This window comes from Anoxybacillus ayderensis (genome assembly GCF_000833605.1).
Taxonomy (GTDB): domain Bacteria; phylum Bacillota; class Bacilli; order Bacillales; family Anoxybacillaceae; genus Anoxybacillus; species Anoxybacillus ayderensis.
The window spans coordinates 1-22,796 of sequence record NZ_JXTG01000016.1 but is presented as its reverse complement, the minus strand read 5'-3'; the positions used below and the strand labels follow the sequence as shown (position 1 = coordinate 22,796).

Here is a 22,796-nt window from a genome sequence, read left to right as displayed (position 1 = left end):
TAACCCCTTTGTTTCCCATCCTTTATCGTTTCATCGAATCGACTTCATCAATATGAATCGTTTTGCGATTGCGGTATAACGCAATTAAAATAGCTAAACCGACTGCTGCTTCCGCTGCGGCAACAGTAATGGTAAAGAGCGAAAATACTTGACCTGTAATGCCTGGATTTACCCCGTATTTGCTAAATGCAACTAAGTTGACGTTTACGGCATTTAACATGAGTTCGATACAAATAAGCACAATGACTGTATTGCGTTTCGTTAACGCTCCGTACAATCCGATGCAAAACAATAAAAGCGCAAATACGAGATAGGCGGATAACGGCACATTCATTCTCCCGCCTCCTTATCATCTTTTTTCGCTAAAATGACAGCGCCAATGAGTGCAACGAGCAATAAAACGGATGCAAGTTCAAACGGAATGACGTACTTCGAATAGAGGGCGATTCCGATTTGTTCCGTATTTTTATCATGAAGCCCAACCGCTTCGCTGCCAAAGTCAAGCGTGCGAATGCCGATGTACATGACCGCCCCAAAAGCAACCGTACCGAGCAATGCTAATGCTTTTCGAAGCGGGCTGCCTGTCGATTGGCCGTCATCTTGATGGCGCGTAAGCATAATGCCGAACAACATAATAATTGTAATCGCACCAGAGTAAATAAGTACTTGGACGGCCGCTACAAATTCAGCCGATAAAAGAACGTAAATGCCGGCGATGCTGACGAACGTGAAAACGAGGGCGACGACCATATGAACAACTTTGTTTAAATTTAACATAAACACGCCGCCGCCAAGCGCAATGAGCGCAAGAACGAAAAATGCGAGATATTGTCCGCTCATGGCTTATTCACCTTCCGCACGTTCGTATCGTTTTCATCAAGCCACGTTAAATCTTTAAATAATTCATCGCGGCTATATTCCGCTAATTCAAAGTTGTTCGTCATCACAATCGCCTCGGTCGGACATACTTCCGTACATAAATCGCATAAAATGCAAATTTCAAAGTTAATGTCATACGTATCAATAATTTTTCCTTTTTTCGTCGGATCCGGATGTTTTTTGCCCGTCAGCTGAATACAGTCGGTCGGGCAAATGTTTGCGCACTGATTGCAAACGATACATTTTTCCGGATAAAACTTTTGAATGCCGCGAAAGCGATCCGGAAGCGGAAGCGGTTCATTCGGATAATCGTACGTCACTTTTTCTTTTGTTAAGTTTTTCAGCGTATACGCTAATCCTTTCATTAAACCGAGCATTTCTGCCCACCCACCTTTTTATTTAAAAAAATAGTTGTTTCACAAGAGCTGTGACAAAAATATTGACGAGCGCCACAGGCAATAACACTTTCCAACCAAACTCCATCAATTGATCGGCACGCACACGCGGAAACGTAATGCGAAACCAAATAAATAAGAAGACGACAAGACTAAACTTTAACGCAAACCAAACGGCCCCTGGAATAAAGTCGAGAAACGGAAGCGGATGCCATCCTCCTAAAAAGAGCACCGTCGTTAATGCTGCCATCGCAAAAAAGTACACGTACTCTGCGAGCATAAAAAACGCCCATCGGAATCCAGAATATTCAACATGGAATCCTGCAACAAGTTCCGATTCTGCTTCCGGCAAGTCAAACGGCGTCCGGTTTAACTCCGCCACAGCGGCGACAAGAAAAACGAGAAAGCCGATCGGTTGGACAACGATAAACCATACATCTTTTTGCGCTTCGACAATGTCGTTTAAGTTTAAGCTTCCCGACAACAAAATAACGCCAATGACAGACATGACAAGCGGCACTTCGTATGAAATCATTTGCGCAGCTGCGCGCATGCCTCCAAGCAGGGCATATTTGTTGTTCGACGCCCATGCGCCTGTCACCACTCCGATTGTCGTTAATCCGGACACAGCGATGTAATACAATAGCCCGACGCCAATATCAGCAAATTGCAACGCATCGGTAAACGGCAGTGCGGCAAGCACCATAAACGCAGGGGCAAACGCGATGACCGGTGCTAAAATAAACAACGGGCGATCGGCGGCTTTTGGAATCGTATCTTCTTTTAATAGTAGCTTTAACACGTCAGCCACCGTTTGCAGCAACCCCCAACGTCCTCCAACTTGGTTCGGACCGATGCGGCCTTGCATAAATCCCATCACTTTTCGTTCCGCTAAAATGCCGTACGTGACAAATCCTAATACAACGAGCAATAGCCCAACGCCAATCGCAAAGAAAATGGCAACATTCGTCCAGCTTGGCGTCGACTGCAAAAGTTGTTCCATCATCATCCATCGACCTCCCCAAGCACGATATCAATCGCGCCAAGTATCGCAATTAAATTCGCGATATTTTCCCCTTTTAATAGTTTCGGAAGGATTTGTAAATTGTAAAATGACGGTCGACGGAATTTTAAGCGGTACGGCTCTTTTTTCCCGTCGCTCGCAATATAACAACCGATTTCCCCACGCGGCGACTCGATGCGCACATACGCTTCCCCCGGTGGCGCTTTAATAATTTTCGGCACTTTCGCCATAATCTCACCGTCATCTGGGAACTGCTCACACGCCTGCTCGATAATGCGAAGCGATTGCTCAATTTCAGCAAGGCGGCATTCATAGCGCGCAAAACAATCCCCTTCTGTACGTACAGGAACATCGAAATCAAATCGATCATAAATGGAATATGGTTCGTCTTTTCGTAAATCCCATTTCACACCGGTACAACGCAAATTGACGCCGCTTAGCGAATATGCTAACGCCTCTTCTTTCGTGTACTTGCCAACTCCGATGACGCGGTTGCGGAAAATTTCATTTCCCGTGACAAGTTCATGATAACCTTCTAGCTGTTTGCGCATATATGGAACGAACTGTTTCACTTTGTCGATCCATCCGTCTGGCGCATCCCATTTCACGCCACCCACACGCATGTAGTTAAACGTTAAGCGCGCACCTGATAGTTCATTTAATAGATTAATAATCATTTCCCGCTCACGAAACGCATATAAAAACGGACTGACTGCACCAATATCAAGCAAATACGTCCCCCACCAAACGAGGTGGCTCGCAATGCGACCGAGCTCCATCGCAAGCACGCGTAAATACTCGGCACGCTCCGGCACTTCAATGCCCATCATCGTTTCTACTGCGTGACAAATGACGTAGTTGTTCGTCATCGCTGATAAATAGTCCATGCGATCAGTGTATGGGATGATTTGTGTATACTGCAAATTTTCTGCGATTTTTTCTGTCCCGCGATGAAGATAACCGATGACAGGAGTCGCTTCCTTAATGATTTCCCCATCGATTTTTAACACGAGACGAAACACGCCGTGTGTGCTCGGATGTTGCGGTCCGACGTTTAAAAGCATCTCCTCTGTTCTCAGCACGCCTTAACCCTCCATATCGTACGGCTCGTAATCTTTCCGAAGCGGATAGCCGACCCAGTTTTCCCCTAAGAAAATGCGAATGAGTTGTGGATGACCTTCAAAACGAATGCCAAGCAAATCATACGCCTCACACTCCGGCCAATTTGCCCCTGGCCAAAGCGGAACGAGCGAGTCAATGACCGGTTGATCGCGATCAATTTTTACTTTCAACGCAACTGATTGGCGATTTTTATACGAATATAAGTGCACATACACTTCCATATGCGTTTGAAAGTCCGTTCCGTGCAATTCTGATAAATAATCAAAACTTAGCTGCTCATTATATTTTAAAAACTCAGCCACTTTAAAATATGTATCTTTCTTCACAACAAGCGTCGGCACATCTTTCGACAAACGATTAATGTAAGCGTTTTCTAATACGTCTTTTCCGAGATGTTCTTCAATGACTTTGACGTATTTGTCGAGATATGGCTGATTTGGTGACGGTTTTTCCTCTTTTTCTTCAGCGACATCTGCACTTTTTGCTTTTGCTGCCGCTGCAGCTTTCGCTTTCGCCGCTGCTGCCGCTTTTTTCTTTGCCAATTCTTCTTCGCTTAATTCTCCTGACTCCGCTGCTTTTTGTTTCGCTAGCGCTGCGGCTTTTGCTTTCGCTGCTGCTGCCGCTTTTTTCTTCGCTAATTCTTCTTCGCTTAATTCTCCCGACTCCGCCGCTTTTTGTTTCGCTAACGCTGCGGCTTTCGCTTTTGCCGCTGCTGCTGCTTTTTTCTTCGCTAATTCTTCTTCGCTTAATTCTCCTGACTCCGCTGCTTTTTGTTTCGCTAACGCCGCAGCTTTCGCTTTCGCTGCCGCTGCCGCTTTTTTCTTCGCTAGCGCAAGGTCTTCTTCGCTTAATTCTCCCGACTCCGCTGCTTTTTGTTTCGCTAACGCTGCAGCTTTCGCTTTTGCCGCTGCTGCCGCTTTTTTCTTCGCTAGCGCAAGGTCTTCTTCACTTTCGAGCGGAGGCTCAGTTTGTTCCGCTGCTTGCTTCGCCGCAAGTCGCTCTTTCGCTAATTGTTTCGCCCGTTCCGCCGCCTCTTTTTTTAGTTGCTGTAAATCTTTTTCATCACTCATTTACAGCACCTTCTTTCCTGTTTTCGCTTCGTAGCGAATTTTTTCTTTTAGTTTGTTAATGCCATAAATTAATGCAGCTGGATTTGGCGGACAGCCTGGAATATATACGTCAACCGGTACAATTTGATCGACACCTTTTACGACGCAATACGATTTCACATACGGACCGCCTGCTGTCGCACAAGATCCCATCGCAATCACCCATTTCGGTTCAGGCATTTGATCGTATAAACGACGAACAATTGGCGCCATTTTTTTCGTCACCGTTCCAGAGACGATCATGACGTCTGATTGACGAGGGGATGTACGGAAAAAAGAACCAAAACGATCTAAATCGTAATGCGAAGAGCCAACCCCCATCATTTCAATCGCACAACAGGCAAGACCGAACGTGAGCGGCCATAACGAGTTGCTGCGCGCCCATGCTTTAAGCTGTTCTAACGTCGTTAAAAAAACGTTGCGACGCATTTCTTCCATTTCTTGATCTGATACGTTCAACAATTTTACATCCATTTTAACACCTTCTTCTTCCAAGCATACACAAGTCCAATCAACAACATGACGACGAAAATGAGCATTTCAATGAGCGCAAATGCACCGAGCTTTTCAAACGCCACCGCCCACGGATATAAAAATACAGTCTCTACGTCAAAAATGACGAACAATAACGCAAAAATGTAATACCGTATGTTAAACTGCACGCGTGAATCGTGGAACGGATCTAATCCGCTTTCGTACGTTGTTTGTTTCGCTGCATTTGGCGCATGTGGACGTAGAAAACGACCCGCCGTAAGCGCAACGATTGGAAGTAAAATGCCTAAACAAAGAAACACAAAGACGACTACATAACTGTTTACATAAACGTTCAACGATGTCCCACCCCTTTGTGACTTTATACACATTTTTCAAAAACGTCACACTATTAAGACTGTAACCGATAACATTATATCACTTCTTCACATATGTGTCGATAAAACTTGTTCCAAAAATAAACAAAAAAACCCTAAGAGACGATGCTCCTAGGGTTAAAAATTGCGATTCGCAACATTTAAACGGTTAATCGCACGGCGTAAAGCTAATTCCGCCCGTTTATGATCAATGTCATCTTGCTTCGCTTGCAAGCGGCGTTCAGCCCGCTCTTTCGCCGCTTTTGCGCGCGCAACGTCAATATTTTCTGCGCGTTCTGCTGCTTGCGCTAAAATCGTCACACGATCAGGGCGAACTTCTAAAAAGCCACCGCTCACCGCCACAAGTTCAGTCGCGTTTCCTTTTTTCAAACGAACCGCGCCAATTTCTAGCGGTGCGACCATCGGAATGTGCCCTGGCAACACGCCGAGTTCGCCGCTTTGCGCTTTAGCGCTTACCATTTCCACATCCGCTTCATACACTGGGCCGTCCGGAGTTACGACACTGACTTTAATCGTCTTCATGAAAAAATCCTCCTCGGTCCCTTATTAAACTTCTACGCCCATTTTTCTCGCTTTTTCAATTACTTCTTCAATGCGACCAACTAAGCGGAACGCATCTTCTGGAAGATGGTCATATTTTCCTTCCAAAATTTCTTTAAAGCCACGAACTGTCTCTTTTACAGGTACGTATGAACCTGGTTGCCCTGTAAACTGTTCAGCGACGTGGAAGTTTTGTGATAAGAAGAACTGAATGCGACGAGCGCGATGAACGACAAGTTTATCTTCTTCTGAAAGCTCATCCATACCAAGAATGGCGATAATGTCTTGTAATTCTTTATAGCGTTGCAACGTTTGTTGCACTTTGCGCGCCACTTGGTAATGCTCTTCTCCAACAATTTCTGGTGAAAGCGCACGAGATGTCGATGCAAGCGGGTCTACCGCTGGGTAAATACCCATCTCTGATAATTTACGCTCTAAGTTTGTTGTCGCATCTAAGTGCGCGAACGTTGTCGCTGGCGCTGGGTCAGTGTAGTCGTCCGCTGGAACGTAAATCGCTTGGATCGACGTAACCGAACCGACAGCTGTTGATGTAATACGCTCTTGTAATTGACCCATTTCTGTCGCAAGTGTTGGTTGGTAACCTACCGCTGAAGGCATGCGTCCTAATAGGGCAGAAACTTCTGAACCTGCTTGCGTGAAACGGAAAATGTTGTCGATGAAAAACAATACGTCTTGTCCTTGCTCATCACGGAAATATTCCGCCATTGTTAATCCTGTTAGCGCAACGCGCATACGTGCTCCAGGTGGCTCGTTCATCTGACCGAATACCATCGCTGTTTTGTTAATAACGCCAGAGTCTTTCATTTCATGGTACAAGTCGTTTCCTTCGCGCGTACGCTCACCAACGCCGGCGAATACGGAAATACCACCGTGCTCTTGCGCGATGTTGTTAATTAACTCTTGGATTAAAACCGTTTTTCCTACCCCTGCACCACCGAACAAACCGATTTTTCCACCTTTAATATAAGGGGCAAGAAGGTCTACAACTTTAATTCCTGTTTCAAGAATTTCAACTTGTGTTGAAAGTTGTTCGAATTTTGGTGCTGGACGGTGAATTGCATCGCGACGAGCGTCTGCTGGAATTTCTTCTCCTAAGTCAATCGGCTCTCCTAATACGTTAAATACGCGTCCGAGCGTGACTTCACCGACAGGAACAGAAATCGGTGCTCCCGTATCGATGACTTCCATTCCACGCACTAATCCGTCAGTCGTTGACATCGCAATTGTGCGCACTGTGTCATCCCCAAGGTGAAGGGCTACTTCTAACGTTAAGTCGATATCGACTTCTTTTTCGCTACGCGCTTTATGTTTAATTTTTAGGGCGTTGTAAATCGCAGGTAAGTGTCCGTCTTCGAACTTGACGTCTACAACAGGACCCATAACTTGAATAACGCGTCCTTTTGCCATCGTTTTCCCTCCTAACTGCTAATCAACCTTATTGCAATGCGTTCGCTCCGGCCACAATCTCTGTAATTTCTTGCGTAATCGCTGCTTGACGGGCACGGTTGTAAGAAAGTGTAAGCGTCCGAATCAATTCTTTTGCGTTGTCTGTTGCGTTTTTCATCGCTGTCATCCGCGCAGCATGCTCGCTCGCTTTTGCATCTAGCAAAGCACCGTAAATTAAACTTTCAGCGTATTGCGGCAACAACACTTCTAAAATTTCTTCTTGCGACGGCTCGAATTCGTAAGCTGTCAACTTTTTATCGGATGCTAAGTCCGTTAACGGCAATAGCTTTTTCTCCGTTACATCTTGTTGAATAGGGCTCACGAAATGGTTGTAAAACATATACAGTTCATCAAACGTGCCATCCGCAAACATATTGACAGTTTTGTTCGCAATTTCTTTAATATCCGCAAACGTCGGTTGATCTGGCAAACCGGTAATATGTAAAGCTACCGGGATGTTGCGTCGTTTAAAGAAATTTAAACCGACGCGGCCGATTGCGATGATCGCATATTCCTCTGTTGAACGGTGACGCTCTTGAATCGTTTGGTATACCGTACGGAGCACGTTGCTGTTGTAAGCACCTGCTAAACCGCGGTCAGACGTAATGACTAAATATCCCGTCTTTTTGACTGGGCGCTTCACAAGCATCGGATGAGAAGCGTCATTGCTGCCAAGTGCAACGCTCGCGACGACTTCTTCAATTTTTTCCATGTACGGCGTGAACGATCTCGCATTATGTTCAGCACGGTTTAATTTTGAGGCCGAGACCATTTCCATCGCTTTCGTAATTTGGCTCGTCTTTTTTGTCGTATTAATGCGCGCTTTAATATCGCGTAACGATGCTCCCAAAGGTTTCACCACCTTTTTCGCTCAATTGTTGAAAGGGACGGAACAGCCATGCTGTTCCGCTCTCCACTTTACTTTTGTTACTCGGATACAACAAACGTCTTTTTGAACGCTTCAATTGCTTTATTGAAGTCTTCTTCGTTTGGAAGATCGCCTGTTGTGCGAATATGCTCCATTAGCTTTTGACCGTTCTCGTCCTTATCTAACCATGCATGGAACTCTTTTTCAAAGCGGCGAATATCTTCGACTGGAATATCGTCTAAGAAACCGCGCGTTAATGCATAAATGATCGCTACTTGCTTTTCAACTGGCAGCGGCTCATGTAAACCTTGTTTTAACACTTCAACTGTGCGCGCACCGCGAGCAAGTTTTGCTTGTGTCGCTTTATCAAGGTCGGAACCGAACTGCGCGAACGCCTCTAGCTCACGATATGCCGCTAAGTCAAGACGCAACGTACCTGATACTTTTTTCATCGCTTTAATTTGTGCTGCCCCACCGACGCGCGATACGGAAAGACCGGCGTTAATCGCTGGACGCACACCAGAGAAGAACAAATCAGACTGCAAGAAAATTTGTCCGTCTGTAATAGAAATGACGTTCGTCGGAATGTATGCCGAAATGTCGCCCGCTTGCGTTTCAACGAAAGGTAACGCTGTTAATGAGCCTGCACCTTTTGCATCGCTTAATTTTGCTGCGCGCTCAAGCAAGCGAGAATGCAAGTAGAATACGTCACCCGGATACGCTTCACGACCTGGCGGACGGCGTAATAATAACGAAAGCTCACGGTAAGCTGCCGCTTGTTTCGATAAGTCATCATATACAACAAGCACGTGTTGTCCTTTGTACATGAAGTATTCGCCCATCGTTACGCCCGCATATGGCGCTAAGAATAAAAGTGGAGCTGGCTGTGATGCAGAAGCCGTCACGACGATTGTGTAATCTAATGCACCGTATTTGCGCAACGTTTCAACGACGTTACGAACCGTTGATTCTTTTTGCCCAATGGCAACGTAAATACAAATCATGTTTTTTCCTTTTTGGTTAATGATTGTATCTACTGCAACGGACGTTTTTCCTGTTTGACGGTCTCCGATAATTAACTCACGTTGGCCGCGACCGATTGGCACAAGCGCGTCAATCGCCTTAATTCCCGTTTGTAATGGCTCATGAACGGATTTACGATCCATAACGCCAGGTGCTGGGCTTTCAATCGGACGTGTTTCAGTCGTTTCAATTGGACCTAATCCGTCTACTGGTTGTCCTAATGGATTTACGACGCGACCGATTAACGCCTCTCCAACTGGCACTTCCATAATACGACCTGTACGACGTACTTCGTCGCCTTCTTTAATGCCTGTGTACGGTCCTAAAATAACGATACCGACGTTGTTTTCCTCTAAGTTTAGCGCCAGTCCCATGACGCCGTTGGCAAACTCAACAAGCTCTCCTGACATGACGTTGTCGAGGCCATGAGCACGAGCGATTCCGTCACCGACTTGAATGACTGTACCGACATCGCTCACTTCGATTTCAGACTGATAGTTTTCGATTTGCTTTTTTATCAGCGCGCTAATTTCTTCCGCTTTGATGCTCATGCATTTCACCCCTATCTATAAATGTTAGCGAGTTAACTGTCGCTGTAATCTTGCTAATTTTCCGCTGACGCTTCCGTCGAAAATGCGGTTGCCGATGCGCACTTTTACCCCACCGATCACATCTTTATCGATGATGTTTGTGATGCGAAGCGTGTCGACGCCGACTTTTTTCGCAAACACTTCTGCAAGCGCCTTCGTTTCGTCTTCCGTTAATGGACGAGCCGAATAAACGATCGCTTCAGCTACACCGCGCGCCTCATTCGCTAGCGTAATGAAAGCATCTACTAAGTCTTCTACAATGTCGATGCGATGACGATCTAAAAGCAACATAAACGTATGCTGCAGTACATTTGAAACGCTTGCAAACGCTTCTTGGATGAGCGCTTTCTTTTTCGCTAGCGCAACTTTCGGATGGTTCAATACAGAAAGAAGCGCTTCATTTTGTGCAAATACTTGTTTAACGACGCGAAGTTCCTGTTCGAGCTGATCAAGAAGCTGTTGTTCTTTCGCAATTTCAAAAAGTGCCGACGCATATCGTTTCGCTACGACTTGTTTGTTCATCAGCGTTCTCCTACCTCTTGAATATATTCGCTAATCAGCTTTGCTTGATCTTGTTCGCTCAATTCTTTTTCAATTACTTTCGATGCAATAAGTACGGATAAGGAAGCAACTTGTTGGCGTAACGCTGCCATCGCTTGTTCTTTCTCTTGCGCGATTTCTTGTTTCGCGACTTCTTTTAAGCGCTCCGCTTCGGCGCGCGCCGCTTGAATGATTTGCTCTTTTTGCTCTTCACCAAGCTTACGTGCTTCCTCGATAAGCGCTTGCGCTTCTTGGCGCGATTTTTTCATTAATTCACGTTGCTCTTCTGCAAGCTTTTTCGCTTCTTGATGATGTTTTTCTGCTTGCTCGATTTCGTTCGCAATATGCTCTTCGCGTTGCTTCATGACGCCCATTAACGGCCCAAATGCATATTTACGTAGCAAAAACATGAGCAAGAGGAACATGAGTAATTGGAATGCAATATCACCACCGTTGAACCCATGTCCACCAGCACCTAATACAAACATGTTTACCACCGCGCGTTTCACTCCCTTCAAAAATCGCCCGAATATCGCTCGGAGCGTGTGCGTACGAACATAAAGGAATGGCGAAGGTTCTCGTATGAGACGGACTTCGCCATTATTGAACCGTTTCGTATAAGTTCACTTTGACAATTACATACCCATAACCATGAACGCTACGACAACCGCGATAATCGGAATCGCTTCGACTAGTGCTACCCCGATGAACATCGTCGTTTGAAGTGCTCCACGAGCCTCAGGTTGACGAGCAATTCCCTCTACTGTACGACTGACAATCATACCGTTACCAAATCCTGCACCAAGTGCTGCTAAACCGATTGCAATTGCAGCTGCTAAAGCTCCCATATTTAACTCCTCCTTAAATGCTGTTTTTTGAGAACAAAGTTGTTAATATATTCTAATGGTCATGGCTCACTTTGTGAGACATATAAACCATTGTTAACATAGTAAAAATAAATGCTTGAATCGCACCAACGAAAATACTAAACGCTTGCCATACAATTGTAGGAATGATCGCTACAACCGTGCCAGCAAATCCAGTCGCTAGACTACCAGCCAACAATCCTAACAAAATTTCACCCGCGAAAATGTTTCCGTATAAACGGAGACCGAGCGTCAGGGTATTCGCAAACTCCTCAATAATCTTCAATGGGAACAAAAACGGCATCGGGCTGACAAAACCTTCGGCATATCCTTTTAACCCTTTCATTTTAATGCCGTAATAGTGAGACAATCCAACTACCATTGTAGCTAGTGTAAGTGTGATCACAGGATCAGCAGTCGGGGACTTCCACCATAGTTCGTCGTTAATGACGACCGCAAAAGGTAGACCAAGCATATTGGCTACAAAAATATACATAATTAGTGTAACACCTAAAACTTGGAATCTCCCGCCTGTTTGCCAATCCATGTTGCTTTTAATAATTCCTTTAACAAAATCCATAACCCACTCAAGAAAATTTTGCATGCCAGTTGGTTTCATCGACAAGTTGCGGGTAGCCAATAAAGCGATCACAAAAACGATGGCGGATGTAACCGTAATCATCATTACGTTTGACAAATTAAAGGTTAATCCAAACAATTCATACAGAGGAGCTTCATGATGCACCTTTACTCACCTCTCTTCCCCTTTGTTTTTTTGAAAAAAGAAATCTATCATAATGACAACATAAGATGTCATTAATCCTACCACTATCCAAACGATCGACAAGTGTTCTGGATAACGCAACGCAAAAATGGCACCCAATGTAGCGGCCGCCATACGTGAGAGCATGCCAAGTGAAACTACTCGTCTCCCTAGAATAACAGCTCGTCCTAGTCGCTCAACCCTTCTAATGAGCGTCCACGTATTAAATAAGCCGACAATCGTTCCTATAATTAAACTTAAAAATATTTTTTCGTATGACGAAAAACCCCATCCTAATACATAAAGTGCCAACAAATATAGTATGTATGATTTGTGACGTCGCCAATGCTGCTGCAGTTCGTTCATTTTTCCTCTCCTGAAAAAAATGAGCGAATGAGGCGAATCATTGCGTAAACACCAGCCGCTAAGCCGAGCAACAAGCCGACAATTAAAAAGAGCGGTTCAGTACCAAAGTGTTCGTCGACAAAACGTCCTCCAAAAATCCCAACTAAGACGGACCCGACAAGCTGGGAAGATATCCCCGTCATCAAGCCGATTGCCCGAAACGGATGGCGCTCACGTTGCCGCATACGAAAGCCTCACTTTTCATTTTCAGAATTTACTGTATTTTTCAAGAAGGTTATCCTTACCCCTTTGTAAGCATACAATAGTGAAAACGTGATGTCAATGCGTTCGATCACAAAAGTAGGGAAATTTTTGGTAGAAAAAAGGGATGCGTCATCACATCCCTTTTTCGTGTTGAAATGGCGTCGGCAAAACATCGCTTTGCCCGAAATAATAACGAATCGCTTCGACAATCCGCTTTGATGCCCATCCGTCACCGTACGGATTTGACGCTTTCGCCATTTGGTCATATGCTTTTTCGTCCGTCAGTAGCTCGCTAGCTAACTTGTAAATCGTTTGTTCGTCCGTTCCAGCTAATTTTAGCGTTCCCGCCTCGATCCCTTCCGGACGCTCTGTCGTATCGCGCAACACGAGGACAGGAACACCGAGAGAAGGCGCTTCTTCTTGAACGCCGCCTGAATCGGTTAAAATCATATATGCACGGGCTGCGAAGTTATGGAAATCTACGACATCTAACGGTTCGATTAAATGAATGCGTTCATCGTCTCCTAATATATCATTCGCCAATTCGCGAACGACCGGATTTAAATGAACGGGATAAACAACTTGAACGTCGCGGTAATCGTCTACGAGCCGTTTAATCGCCCGGAACATATTACGCATCGGTTCACCGAGGTTTTCGCGGCGATGCGCCGTCAGTAAAATCATACGGCTTCCCGCTACCTTTTCTAAAATCGGGTGGGTATACGTGTCGCGCACCGTCGTTTTTAACGCGTCAATCGCGGTGTTGCCGGTAATAAAAATGGCGTCGTCCCGCTTGTTTTCCGCTCGTAAATTTTCCGCGGCTTTCGCGGTTGGAGCAAAATGCAAGTCAGCTAATACCCCCGTCAATTGCCGATTCATTTCTTCCGGAAATGGCGAGTACTTATTCCACGTTCTAAGCCCTGCTTCCACGTGTCCGACTGCAATTTGGTTGTAAAACGCCGCCAGACTCGCGACAAATGTCGTTGTCGTGTCGCCATGAACGAGCACGATGTCAGGCTGTACTTTTTTCATAACATCGTCCAAGCCAGCAAGCGCCCTTGTCGTAATATCGACAAGCGTTTGGCGCTCTTTCATAATGTTTAAATCATAATCTGGTTGAATGCCAAAAATATCGAGCACTTGATCAAGCATTTGGCGATGTTGTGCTGTCACAGTCACAATCGATTCAATGTCTTCGTACTTTTGCAACTCTAAAACGAGCGGAGCCATTTTGATCGCTTCCGGTCTCGTCCCGAAAATGGTCATCACTTTTCGTTTATTCATCATACCCACCTTACTTCGTTCCAAATAGACGGTCTCCAGCATCGCCAAGACCTGGCACAATATAGCCGTGATCGTTTAACTTTTCATCTAACGCAGCGATATAAATATCGACGTCCGGATGCGCTTGTTGCACCGCTTCGACTCCTTCTGGCGCAGCAATTAAACACATAAATTTAATGTTTTTTGCGCCACGTTTTTTCAACGCATGAATGGCTTCCACAGCGGATCCACCTGTCGCAAGCATCGGATCGACGACAATGAAGTCGCGTTCTTCAACATCCGTTGGAAGTTTCACGTAATATTCGACCGGTTTTAACGTTTCCGGATCGCGATATAGACCGATATGTCCAACTTTTGCGGCTGGAATAAGCTTTAAAATCCCGTCAACCATTCCGATTCCTGCACGTAAAATCGGGATGATGCCTAATTTTTTTCCTGCGATCACTTTCGCTTTTGCTTTGCTGACAGGCGTTTCGATTTCAACTTCTTGAAGCGGCAAATCGCGTGTAATTTCAAATGCCATGAGCGTCGCTACTTCTTCGACAAGCTCACGGAACTCTTTTGTTCCTGTATGTTTGTCGCGAATGTATGTAAGCTTATGTTGAATTAACGGATGATCAAATACGTACACTTTACTCATGTCAATCGCTCCTTTTTCATATGCATTCTTGTAAATTTTACATAAAAACAGACGATGATTCAACCGAAGAAAAGGTGCCCCAGTCGGGACACCTGTCGTTATACGTACAATGGGAATTTTTCTGTCAATGCTGCAACGCGGCGGCGCGCTTCGTCTAATTTTTGTTCATCGTCTTTATGTTTGAGCGCAATGGAAATGATGCGCGCAATTTCATCCATTTCCTCAAGACCAAAGCCGCGGCTTGTTACGGCCGCTGTACCGATGCGAATACCGCTTGTGACAAACGGGCTTTCTGGATCGTATGGAATCGTATTTTTATTCACGGTGATGCCGATTTCATCGAGCACTTTCTCAGCAACTTTTCCTGTTAATCCGATCGAACGCAAGTCAATTAACAATAGATGGTTGTCCGTTCCGCCAGAAACGAGTGTAAACCCTTCTGCCGTTAACGCTTCTGCTAACCGTTTGGCGTTGTTCACGATGTTTTGCGCATATGTTTTGAAATCATCTTGCAACGCCTCTCCGAGCGCAACAGCTTTGGCAGCGATGACATGCATGAGCGGACCGCCTTGAATGCCTGGGAAAATCGCTTTATCAATTTGTTTTGCAAATTGCTCTTGGCATAAAATCATTCCCCCGCGTGGACCGCGCAACGTTTTATGTGTTGTTGTCGTCACAAAATGAGCATAAGGAACAGGATTTGGATGCAACCCTGCCGCAACAAGCCCAGCGATATGTGCCATATCGACCATGAAATAAGCGCCTACTTCATCGGCAATTTCACGAAACTTCGCAAAGTCAATCGTGCGAGGATACGCGCTTGCCCCAGCAACGATTAATTTCGGTTTATGTTTTAATGCTTTTTCACGAACGTCATCGTAGTTAATACGGTGCGTTTCTGGATCGACGCCATACTCAATAAAATTGTATTGTATGCCGCTAAAGTTAACCGGGCTACCGTGCGTCAAATGCCCTCCGTGTGATAAGTTCATGCCAAGTACCGTATCACCGTGCTCTAAAATGGTAAAATATACAGCCATGTTCGCTTGCGCTCCTGAGTGCGGCTGAACATTTGCATGCTCGGCTCCGAACAATTGTTTTGCACGCTCACGCGCAAGCTCTTCAACGACGTCAACATGTTCACAACCACCGTAATAGCGACGTCCCGGATATCCTTCTGCATACTTGTTCGTTAATACCGACCCTTGCGCTTCCATGACCGCTTCGCTAACGAAGTTTTCTGATGCAATTAATTCAATTTTCGTTTGTTGTCGTTTTAATTCATCTTGAATAGCTTGAAATACTTGCGGATCTTGCTGTGACAAGCGACTCATTGACAATCCTCCCCTAAAGTGTGAATATTCTTTTTTATCTTAACACATTTTCAAATGAAAAAGTGAACAAATTTAACCGATTGAACATGATTTGTTCGCCTTTTCTTGCGAATATACGGCGCGCTCGCCCCCGATCAGTTTCGGTCGTGTTTTCGCAAATGTGAGCGTCGCATGTCCAATTTGTTTGATCGATGTTCGCACAGGAACAGCGACGTGCTTTAAATGCATGCCAATTAATGTAGCGCCGATGTCGATGCCCGCATCTGCCCGAATATGTTCAACAACGACAGGATCGCGAAATTGCGTATATGCATATGCCGCCATCGCTCCACCAGCGTGGCGAACCGGAATGACCGTCACGATTTCAAGCTGCTTTGTCACAGCTGTTTGTCGTTCCACAACTAATGCGCGGTTTAAATGTTCACAACATTGAAACGCAAGCTGTACCCCCGTTTCGTCGTGCCACCGTTTTAGTTCTTGAAATAACATGGCCGCCACGTCCATCGTTCCTGCCGTCCCAATTTTTTCCCCAATGACTTCACTTGTGCTACATCCAATGACGACAACATCTTTGTCCGTTAGCGGCACTTGTGCACGAAACTCAGCTAGCGCCGTTTGCCATTCATTGCGCCATCGTTCCATGTCCGTCACGCTACTCCCACCTTTATTGCTCGTTTTCATAAGCAGAAATTTTTTGAATGCGTTTTTCGTGACGGCCTCCTTCAAACGGAGTCGTCAACCATACTTTTGCAATTTCTCGTGCCAATCCTGGTCCGATGACGCGCTCTCCCATCGCTAATATATTGCTGTCGTTATGCTCGCGCGTCGCTTTTGCACTAAATACGTCATGAACGAGGGCGCAACGAATTCCTTTCACTTTGTTTGCTGCGATGCTCATGCCGATTCCTGTTCCGCAAATTAAAATCCCGCGGTCAAATTCACCGCTCGCCACTTTTTGCGCAACTGGCAGAGCATAATCTGGATAATCGACCGATGTTTCACACTCACACCCAAAGTCTGTATATTCGATACCCATTTCATCCATTAGTTTTTTGATTTCCTCACGAATTCGAATGCCACCATGGTCTGATGCAATGGCTACTTTCACGTTTGAACCCCTCCTTATCGTTATAAAGAAAAAGCCGTCTCTTTTCATTTTAACGGGTTGAGACGGTCTTTTCATCATTTATTATGCTTACAAACGAAAACGGGCAATCGTTTGTTTTAATTTTTCTGCTTGTTCTCCAAGTTCTGTCGCTAGCTCGCGCATGCTTTCAATGACCGCTGTTTGTTCTTGTGTCGCTGCTGTCACTTCTTCAGCACCGGCCGACGTTTGTTCGGCAATCGCCGCAACCTCTTGTGATTGAACAGATGTTTGTTGAATGTATTTCATTTGTTCATCGACAAGTTGGGCGATTTGTTTCACCGCATCTGCCACTTCATGAATCGATGCGCTCATATGCGAAATCGCTTCGTTTGTTTCATTTCCTTTTTTCGCCTCATCATTCGCTTTTTTCACTTGCTCTGTAATTTGATTGACGACGTTTCCTACTTCATGTTGGATGTTTTGCACAAGCTCAGAAATACCTTGTACTGCTTTGGCGCTTTCATCTGCCAACTTTCTTACTTCTTCCGCAACGACAGCAAAACCTTTCCCGTGTTCACCAGCACGCGCCGCCTCAATCGAAGCATTGAGCGCGAGTAAATTCGTCTGCCCTGCAATATCTCCAACGAGCGAAATAATTTGCCCGACTTCTTTCGCATGATCTTCTAAACGCCGCACAACATGTAATGATGCTTCGTTGTTTTTCGCTAATTGTTGAATGCCTGCAATGAGTGAACCGATGACGCGACGGCTTTGTTCAAGCGTTTCGACCATATCGGTCGATAGCTTTTCAGACTGCATCGCTTTTTGTTGTACATTCCCTGCGATCGCTAACACATCTTCCACCGCTTCTGCCGTCGTCTGCATCGCAACGGCTGAATTGTCCGCCCCTTTTGAAATTTCATCAATCGTGCGCGCAATGTTTTCCGCTTGTTCCGCAGCAACGCGAGACACGTTTGTCATCTCTACTACTTTTTCATTCGTATGCGCAAAATTTTGTTGAATGTTGCGCACCATGTCACGCAAGCTTCGCAACATATCGTTAAACGCGAGCGCAAGCGCACGAATTTCATCATCGGATTTTGGCACAGGCACATCTTGTCCGATTTCACCTTCCGCCGCTTTTAACGCTGCTTGCTCTAGTTGAGAAAGCGGTTTCGTAATGACACGCGCCGCAAAATATGCTAAGACACCAGACCAAAAAATACCGAGAAGCAACGTCAAAATTGTAAACGTATTTTTACTAAACGGAAGCCATTGTTTTACATAGTCGTAAAGCACATAAATGTAAAAAGCGCTCGTTGAATACGTAATGATTGCTAATACAGTTGTAAAAATGGCTAGCTTTTTTTGTAAGCTAAATGTGTATTTTCCCCCCATCATACATCCCCCTTGCTTTATAGCTTTTCATGTAGCTTTTCGATTGCTTGTTCGAGCTCATCGCGCGTTTGACGATACACGTCAATGGAGCCACCAAACGGATCGATGACATCTTTATCGCCCCCAAGAAATTCGTGTAACGTAAACGTTTTTCCTTCTGCCTCTGGGAAACGCGCTAACACATGTTGTTTATGACTTTCGGTCATCGTCAACACGTACGTCGCCCAATCAATATGTTCTTTCGATAATAACGTCGCACGATGGTCGATATGGATTCCTTTTTCAGCGAGCGCAGCTTTCGTATGTTGTGAAGCGTCACTTCCATCAAACGCAAATATGCCGGCTGATCTCACTTGCACATGCGGCAATTGTTTATGCTTTAGCAACGCTTCTGCCATCGGACTGCGACACGTATTTCCTGTGCATACAAACAAAACGTTCGTTTGATTCACTTATTCACACCTCGCATCATTTCCCACATGTTTACTATTATTATAAAGCAAACAGTTGGACAAAATATAGAGCGAAAAAAAGAAAAAAGAACTGGAAACGCTCCAGCTCATAGCGGAAATAAAAGTTTGCATGCAAACAAAAGCAAAATGGCGCCACCGAGCGCCTCGCTATATGTACCTAAACAACGTTGAAAACGCCGCCCAAGAAGCAGCCCAATCCATGTCAACACCATGCTCGTAACCCCAAACGCCATGACCGCTAATACGATCTCTACTCCGTAAATCCCTAAACTGAGTCCGACAGAAAAGCTGTCGAGGCTGACGCTAAATGCAAATAAAAACAAACCGATGCCAACAGGCCTCAGCCAACGTTCTTGTTCATGACGAAACGAAGCGATGACCATTTGCACACCAAGAATAAACAACAATCCCCCACCGATATACATCGCCATATGACCGAGTTGGACAGATAATAGCTGCCCAATCATCATGCCTGCTAAAGGCATGACGATATGAAAAAAACCGACCGTTAACCCAATATAGGCGATTTGTTTCAAACGAAGCCGAAGCAACCCCATGCCGAGGCTGACTGAAAATGCATCCATCCCTAACGCAAATGCCATCATCGCTAATGTGATCATTTCCCCAATCATACGAATGCCCCCTTAGGACGTGCCTTCACGTTAACATATGCACATCCTAAGGCGTTTAGACGTCATTTTTCCATAACTTGTTCATGACCTGCTGCTTTTAATAAACGGTTCATAATGGCTACACCCATTCCTTCATTCGGGAAAGACTCGCTATAAATGATATCGACATTCGTTTCATCAAACGCTCGCAGCACATCATATAAATGTTGAGCAACCGTTCGCAAATCGTTCCGTCGTCCACAAGGAATGACAACGTCAGCTTCATATGTGTGACGACGTTCTTCCGTCGTCAACACTCCTACTCTTAAGCCGTTGGCGCGCTTTTCATTCACAAGTTGTTGCAAAAATGTCGAAGAACCGTTCACGACAATTAACGGCGCTTTCGGAGCATAATGTGTATATTTCATTCCCGGAGATTTCGGCACCGCCCCTTTTTCCACAAGCGCACGATCGATATCCACAACACCGATCACTTGTTCAATGTCCTCTTTTGTTACGCCACCCGGTCGTAAAATCGTCGGAATCGCTGTCGTGCAGTCAATAACCGTCGATTCAACCCCGACTCCTGTTGCCCCTCCATCGACAATAGCCGCAATGCGCCCATCTAAATCATCAAGCACATGTTTGGCTGTCGTCGGACTCGGTCTTCCGGAACGATTCGCACTTGGCGCAGCAATAGGCAGACCGCTTGCCTGAATGAGCGCAAGGGCAATCGGATGATTCGGCATGCGAACGGCTACCGTGTTCAACCCTGCAGTCACACGTGGAGAAACGGCTTCTTTTTTTGGAAGAATAAGCGTTAGTGGACCAGGCCAAAAATGCTCCATCAATGTGTGTGCGACAGGAGGAATGTCGCAGGCAATATCGTGCAGTTGCTCCTTTGTCGCAATGTGGACAATCAGTGGATTATCGCTCGGTCTTCCTTTCGCAACAAAAATGTTTTCCACAGCAGTTGTGGACATCGCGTTCGCCCCAAGACCATATACCGTTTCTGTCGGAAAGGCGACAAGTTCCCCTCGCTGTAAATACGAAGCAGCTTGCAAAATGTGTGGATAAGTATTTAAATCATCCACATTTTTATCCACAAAAAACACATGTGTCTTCAACGTTTTCACCTCAATAAATATTCAAATCGCTTGTTTTTTTATCAACATTCCACACGCATTTTACAACTTTTTTCTTCAATGAGTATAAAAGATTCGCCCAAAATACACAACAATTGTCCACAAATTGTGAATAAGTCGCTTGTTTTTGTTGATAAATTTGTGGATATGTTATTGAATAAGCTTTTTCCATACTTCCGCAACGAAAAATTTCACTTCGATTTGCTGTTCGTCTTCCACAACAAGCGGTTGTTCATCGATTCGTTCTTGTTGCTCTATTTGTTTTTCCACAGGACGAACGGCTTCACCTGTGGAAAAATCGAGAAAACAGAGCGGAGGAAACAAGACGCACCACCAATTTGCTCCTTCCCCTTTGCCAAGCGTAATTAATACAGCATCATACTCACCTGCTGGATATATATATGATCCGTATATTTTCGTCGGAAATGACACGCGTCCAAACGTCACGTTGTACGTCTGATCACTCTTCTTCTCACGAAGAACGCGAGCGACCGTTTGTTCAATGTCTGGCACATGTTGGGCAATGACTTGTTTCGCTTCTTCAAATGATGTTAAGTCGCTAACCCATGTTGTTATTTGTTCATTTACTGCGTCACGAACCGCGCGTTTTAACGCTTGATCCTCTGGTGAATCGCTATTTGCTAAAATGCGCAACCGTACCGCTTCGTTTGGGATCACGACATCGCTTTGCGCCTCTGTTTGTTGCCCATATATCGTGACAATGCCCCCAATCATCACGATCGTCATATATAAAATGATAACGTATTTGTTCATCGTTTACCTCCCCTTTCTTGTTATGCAGTGTAACCAGAAAGAGAAGTTGATAAACTATGAATTTCTATTCTTATTAAACAAAAAATGAGATAGAAGAAAAGGAAGGATCTAACAAAGTTACTTACTCCCTAGTCAAAATTCTGTTTTACTTTCAATAATGATATCTGTTTTGTATATAGGGGATCTACCAACCACAATTGATCTATTTGTTCTTACTTGAAATTCCCAATTAAAATCATGGTCAGGATATGTAATCAATAGAACAATATCTTGATCTTTAAACTCTTTTCTTAAATTGTATTCCAGGTACTCTTTAGAAACTATTAATATACCTAGGTACAAAGCAATTATTGAAAATGACGTTATGACAAAAATAATTTTTTTCTTATAAAAGAACAGAAGAATAAATGAAGTCATAAGAATCGCAATAAAAATTAAATCTATTTTATTAATCAAAGTATAATCAATAGAATCTCTGACAAAGGGATAAAATAATTCTGCTCCATTATCAATGAAGTCAAGCAAAAGATGTCCGAATAAGATAATTAAAGAAAAAATGAGCCAAAGTGTCTTGAATTTATTTTCATTATTTAGCCGAGAATAGATAAACGAAAAAATAAAAGCTAGTATTGGAACCATCAACAAAGAGTGACCTGAAAGTATTCCTATTATTTTCAATATATCAGGGGAAATGACCACTAAACTATTAAATAATAAGATGATTATTTTTTTCCTGAAAGTATAATTATCTTTCAATAAAGTCAAAGCTGTTATTATACTACTTACAAATATATGTGGCAAAGTTGCTAGAACAACATTGAATCCTATTGCCAAATATTCCACCTCGAATCACTCCTGTATTTCGTTCTTTATGACTTTTTGAAATTTCATTAATGAATCCTCTGGCGAGATATTTCCCCTGATACTATCGTACATTAATGTTATACCTGAGAACACTATTTTATTTCCATAATTAGTATGTGAGAATTTAATTTTATCTGGATAAAAAATATGGTTCATCACCAAATTTTGTGATTTATTGACAAAAAAGAGAAAGCACTGACGAGATCCTGGCAATAATGTTAGCGGTGAAATAAACATCAAGGAGGTCTCGTAAGTGCTTTCTATACCGCTAGGATTGCCAGAATTTAAAGTGATTAAACAAGAACTTCTTTCCTATGGTTATGCGATTCATGTAGAGAAAACAGAGACACAGGAACGTTGCCCTCATTGTGGGGTTGCCACTTCCTGTGTCCACGACAGACGGACAAGAAAAGTACGAGATTTGGCGATTTTCCATCAACCCGTGTACTTGTTCGTGAAGGTAAAGCGCTATCGGTGCTGGAATTGTTCCCAAGTGTTTTCCGCCTCTTTGGAATCGATTCA

30 protein-coding genes are annotated in these 22,796 nt (G+C 44.4%); 1 reads left to right on the top strand and 29 read right to left on the bottom strand.

Annotation, left to right across the window (positions count from 1 at the left end; translation table 11 throughout):
• Positions 1-22: 22 nt before the first annotated feature.
• From nuoK to JV16_RS11655, 29 genes are all read right to left on the bottom strand, one after another.
• Positions 23-334: an NADH-quinone oxidoreductase subunit NuoK gene (gene nuoK, locus JV16_RS11800; protein ID WP_009361911.1), complete on the bottom strand. Its 312-nt coding sequence runs from the start codon at positions 332-334 to the stop codon at positions 23-25.
• Complete coding sequence (locus JV16_RS11795; protein ID WP_021095065.1) at positions 331-840, bottom strand: NADH-quinone oxidoreductase subunit J; 510 nt, start codon at positions 838-840, stop codon at positions 331-333. Before JV16_RS11795 ends, nuoK begins: the two co-directional genes overlap by 4 nt.
• Complete coding sequence (gene nuoI, locus JV16_RS11790; RefSeq protein ID WP_003396988.1) at positions 837-1,256, bottom strand: NADH-quinone oxidoreductase subunit NuoI; 420 nt, start codon at positions 1,254-1,256, stop codon at positions 837-839. Before nuoI ends, JV16_RS11795 begins: the two co-directional genes overlap by 4 nt.
• 22 nt (positions 1,257-1,278) lie before the next feature.
• Entirely contained in the window at positions 1,279-2,280 is a 1,002-nt protein-coding gene (gene nuoH, locus JV16_RS11785) for an NADH-quinone oxidoreductase subunit NuoH (protein WP_035063260.1), read from the bottom strand.
• Positions 2,280-3,380, bottom strand: a complete 1,101-nt coding sequence (locus tag JV16_RS11780; protein WP_009361914.1) for an NADH-quinone oxidoreductase subunit D — start codon at positions 3,378-3,380, stop codon at positions 2,280-2,282. The genes nuoH and JV16_RS11780 overlap by 1 nt, the downstream gene beginning before the upstream one ends.
• Before the next feature lie 3 nt (positions 3,381-3,383).
• Complete coding sequence (locus tag JV16_RS11775; RefSeq protein ID WP_021095064.1) at positions 3,384-4,490, bottom strand: NADH-quinone oxidoreductase subunit C; 1,107 nt, start codon at positions 4,488-4,490, stop codon at positions 3,384-3,386.
• Positions 4,491-5,003, bottom strand: a complete 513-nt coding sequence (locus JV16_RS11770; RefSeq protein WP_006319894.1) for a NuoB/complex I 20 kDa subunit family protein — start codon at positions 5,001-5,003, stop codon at positions 4,491-4,493. It lies immediately after the preceding gene.
• Complete coding sequence (locus JV16_RS11765; RefSeq protein ID WP_019418627.1) at positions 4,994-5,392, bottom strand: NADH-quinone oxidoreductase subunit A; 399 nt, start codon at positions 5,390-5,392, stop codon at positions 4,994-4,996. Before JV16_RS11765 ends, JV16_RS11770 begins: the two co-directional genes overlap by 10 nt.
• A 123-nt stretch (positions 5,393-5,515) precedes the next feature.
• Entirely contained in the window at positions 5,516-5,920 is a 405-nt protein-coding gene (locus tag JV16_RS11760; protein WP_009360958.1) for a F0F1 ATP synthase subunit epsilon, read from the bottom strand.
• Positions 5,921-5,944: 24 nt separating this feature from the next.
• Positions 5,945-7,366 carry a F0F1 ATP synthase subunit beta gene (atpD, locus tag JV16_RS11755; RefSeq protein WP_021095063.1) on the bottom strand — a complete coding sequence of 474 codons (1,422 nt, stop codon included), beginning with the start codon at positions 7,364-7,366 and terminating at the stop codon, positions 5,945-5,947.
• A 28-nt stretch (positions 7,367-7,394) separates the two neighbouring features.
• Positions 7,395-8,255 (bottom strand): F0F1 ATP synthase subunit gamma, encoded by an 861-nt coding sequence (locus tag JV16_RS11750; protein WP_042535965.1) that lies wholly within the window; start codon positions 8,253-8,255, stop codon positions 7,395-7,397.
• Between the two features lie 77 nt (positions 8,256-8,332).
• Positions 8,333-9,847 (bottom strand): F0F1 ATP synthase subunit alpha, encoded by a 1,515-nt coding sequence (gene atpA, locus JV16_RS11745; protein WP_009360961.1) that lies wholly within the window; start codon positions 9,845-9,847, stop codon positions 8,333-8,335.
• A 24-nt stretch (positions 9,848-9,871) separates the two neighbouring features.
• Positions 9,872-10,408, bottom strand: a complete 537-nt coding sequence (locus JV16_RS11740; protein ID WP_021095061.1) for a F0F1 ATP synthase subunit delta — start codon at positions 10,406-10,408, stop codon at positions 9,872-9,874.
• Entirely contained in the window at positions 10,408-10,914 is a 507-nt protein-coding gene (atpF, locus tag JV16_RS11735) for a F0F1 ATP synthase subunit B (RefSeq protein ID WP_042536004.1), read from the bottom strand. Before atpF ends, JV16_RS11740 begins: the two co-directional genes overlap by 1 nt.
• Positions 10,915-11,061: 147 nt before the next feature.
• A complete protein-coding gene (atpE, locus tag JV16_RS11730) occupies positions 11,062-11,274 on the bottom strand; it encodes a F0F1 ATP synthase subunit C (RefSeq protein ID WP_021095059.1) in 213 nt (70 codons plus the stop codon).
• A 52-nt stretch (positions 11,275-11,326) separates the two neighbouring features.
• A complete protein-coding gene (atpB, locus tag JV16_RS11725; protein ID WP_021095058.1) occupies positions 11,327-12,037 on the bottom strand; it encodes a F0F1 ATP synthase subunit A in 711 nt (236 codons plus the stop codon).
• Between the two features lie 6 nt (positions 12,038-12,043).
• On the bottom strand, positions 12,044-12,421 hold the full coding sequence (locus JV16_RS11720) for an ATP synthase subunit I (RefSeq protein ID WP_021095057.1): 378 nt from the start codon (positions 12,419-12,421) through the stop codon (positions 12,044-12,046).
• Positions 12,418-12,645 (bottom strand): AtpZ/AtpI family protein, encoded by a 228-nt coding sequence (locus tag JV16_RS11715; protein WP_042535963.1) that lies wholly within the window; start codon positions 12,643-12,645, stop codon positions 12,418-12,420. Before JV16_RS11715 ends, JV16_RS11720 begins: the two co-directional genes overlap by 4 nt.
• 151 nt (positions 12,646-12,796) lie before the next feature.
• Complete coding sequence (gene wecB / locus JV16_RS11710) at positions 12,797-13,951, bottom strand: non-hydrolyzing UDP-N-acetylglucosamine 2-epimerase (protein WP_042535961.1); 1,155 nt, start codon at positions 13,949-13,951, stop codon at positions 12,797-12,799.
• Between the two features lie 7 nt (positions 13,952-13,958).
• The gene (upp, locus tag JV16_RS11705; protein ID WP_009360966.1) at positions 13,959-14,588 is read right to left on the bottom strand and encodes a uracil phosphoribosyltransferase; all 630 of its coding nucleotides are present in this window, start codon (positions 14,586-14,588) and stop codon (positions 13,959-13,961) included.
• Between the two features lie 98 nt (positions 14,589-14,686).
• Complete coding sequence (gene glyA / locus JV16_RS11700) at positions 14,687-15,922, bottom strand: serine hydroxymethyltransferase (RefSeq protein ID WP_009360967.1); 1,236 nt, start codon at positions 15,920-15,922, stop codon at positions 14,687-14,689.
• 72 nt (positions 15,923-15,994) lie between these two features.
• Positions 15,995-16,564, bottom strand: a complete 570-nt coding sequence (locus tag JV16_RS11695; protein ID WP_239639227.1) for a TIGR01440 family protein — start codon at positions 16,562-16,564, stop codon at positions 15,995-15,997.
• A 22-nt stretch (positions 16,565-16,586) separates the two neighbouring features.
• Positions 16,587-17,030 (bottom strand): ribose 5-phosphate isomerase B, encoded by a 444-nt coding sequence (gene rpiB / locus JV16_RS11690; RefSeq protein ID WP_006320966.1) that lies wholly within the window; start codon positions 17,028-17,030, stop codon positions 16,587-16,589.
• Positions 17,031-17,117: 87 nt separating this feature from the next.
• Complete coding sequence (locus JV16_RS11685; RefSeq protein WP_035064457.1) at positions 17,118-18,410, bottom strand: methyl-accepting chemotaxis protein; 1,293 nt, start codon at positions 18,408-18,410, stop codon at positions 17,118-17,120.
• A gap of 14 nt (positions 18,411-18,424) precedes the next feature.
• Positions 18,425-18,859, bottom strand: coding sequence for a low molecular weight protein arginine phosphatase (locus tag JV16_RS11680; RefSeq protein ID WP_084220363.1), 435 nt, complete (start codon positions 18,857-18,859; stop codon positions 18,425-18,427).
• Positions 18,860-18,966: 107 nt separating this feature from the next.
• Positions 18,967-19,512: a manganese efflux pump MntP gene (locus JV16_RS11675; protein WP_042535956.1), complete on the bottom strand. Its 546-nt coding sequence runs from the start codon at positions 19,510-19,512 to the stop codon at positions 18,967-18,969.
• Positions 19,513-19,574: 62 nt separating this feature from the next.
• Positions 19,575-20,618, bottom strand: a complete 1,044-nt coding sequence (locus JV16_RS11670) for an L-threonylcarbamoyladenylate synthase (protein ID WP_021095048.1) — start codon at positions 20,616-20,618, stop codon at positions 19,575-19,577.
• Positions 20,619-20,786: 168 nt separating this feature from the next.
• On the bottom strand, positions 20,787-21,410 hold the full coding sequence (spoIIR, locus tag JV16_RS11660) for a stage II sporulation protein R (protein WP_021095047.1): 624 nt from the start codon (positions 21,408-21,410) through the stop codon (positions 20,787-20,789).
• Positions 21,411-21,542: 132 nt separating this feature from the next.
• Entirely contained in the window at positions 21,543-22,253 is a 711-nt protein-coding gene (locus tag JV16_RS11655) for a metal-dependent hydrolase (protein ID WP_152616126.1), read from the bottom strand.
• 274 nt (positions 22,254-22,527) lie between these two features.
• Between JV16_RS11655 and JV16_RS11650 the strand changes: the two genes are divergently transcribed.
• The coding region (locus tag JV16_RS11650) for a transposase family protein (protein WP_042535003.1) at positions 22,528-22,796 on the top strand (269 nt) is incomplete at its 3' end.

Coding starts and splice junctions, on each gene's coding strand:
- JV16_RS11720 (WP_021095057.1), bottom strand. CDS start 12,421: ATGAACGAACTGCAGCAGCATTGGCGACGTCACAAATCATACATACTA.
- glyA (WP_009360967.1), bottom strand. CDS start 15,922: ATGAGTCGCTTGTCACAGCAAGATCCGCAAGTATTTCAAGCTATTCAA.
- nuoH (WP_035063260.1), bottom strand. CDS start 2,280: ATGATGGAACAACTTTTGCAGTCGACGCCAAGCTGGACGAATGTTGCC.
- atpD (WP_021095063.1), bottom strand. CDS start 7,366: ATGGCAAAAGGACGCGTTATTCAAGTTATGGGTCCTGTTGTAGACGTC.
- JV16_RS11685 (WP_035064457.1), bottom strand. CDS start 18,410: ATGATGGGGGGAAAATACACATTTAGCTTACAAAAAAAGCTAGCCATT.
- atpF (WP_042536004.1), bottom strand. CDS start 10,914: ATGTTTGTATTAGGTGCTGGTGGACATGGGTTCAACGGTGGTGATATT.
- nuoI (WP_003396988.1), bottom strand. CDS start 1,256: ATGCTCGGTTTAATGAAAGGATTAGCGTATACGCTGAAAAACTTAACA.
- upp (WP_009360966.1), bottom strand. CDS start 14,588: ATGAGTAAAGTGTACGTATTTGATCATCCGTTAATTCAACATAAGCTT.
- JV16_RS11775 (WP_021095064.1), bottom strand. CDS start 4,490: ATGAGTGATGAAAAAGATTTACAGCAACTAAAAAAAGAGGCGGCGGAA.
- spoIIR (WP_021095047.1), bottom strand. CDS start 21,410: ATGAACAAATACGTTATCATTTTATATATGACGATCGTGATGATTGGG.
- JV16_RS11675 (WP_042535956.1), bottom strand. CDS start 19,512: ATGATTGGGGAAATGATCACATTAGCGATGATGGCATTTGCGTTAGGG.
- JV16_RS11770 (WP_006319894.1), bottom strand. CDS start 5,003: ATGGATGTAAAATTGTTGAACGTATCAGATCAAGAAATGGAAGAAATG.
- JV16_RS11765 (WP_019418627.1), bottom strand. CDS start 5,392: ATGTGTATAAAGTCACAAAGGGGTGGGACATCGTTGAACGTTTATGTA.
- atpA (WP_009360961.1), bottom strand. CDS start 9,847: ATGAGCATCAAAGCGGAAGAAATTAGCGCGCTGATAAAAAAGCAAATC.
- JV16_RS11795 (WP_021095065.1), bottom strand. CDS start 840: ATGAGCGGACAATATCTCGCATTTTTCGTTCTTGCGCTCATTGCGCTT.
- nuoK (WP_009361911.1), bottom strand. CDS start 334: ATGAATGTGCCGTTATCCGCCTATCTCGTATTTGCGCTTTTATTGTTT.
- JV16_RS11740 (WP_021095061.1), bottom strand. CDS start 10,408: ATGAACAAACAAGTCGTAGCGAAACGATATGCGTCGGCACTTTTTGAA.
- wecB (WP_042535961.1), bottom strand. CDS start 13,951: ATGATGAATAAACGAAAAGTGATGACCATTTTCGGGACGAGACCGGAA.
- atpE (WP_021095059.1), bottom strand. CDS start 11,274: ATGGGAGCTTTAGCAGCTGCAATTGCAATCGGTTTAGCAGCACTTGGT.
- JV16_RS11695 (WP_239639227.1), bottom strand. CDS start 16,564: ATGGAACGATGGCGCAATGAATGGCAAACGGCGCTAGCTGAGTTTCGT.
- JV16_RS11760 (WP_009360958.1), bottom strand. CDS start 5,920: ATGAAGACGATTAAAGTCAGTGTCGTAACTCCGGACGGCCCAGTGTAT.
- JV16_RS11715 (WP_042535963.1), bottom strand. CDS start 12,645: ATGCGGCAACGTGAGCGCCATCCGTTTCGGGCAATCGGCTTGATGACG.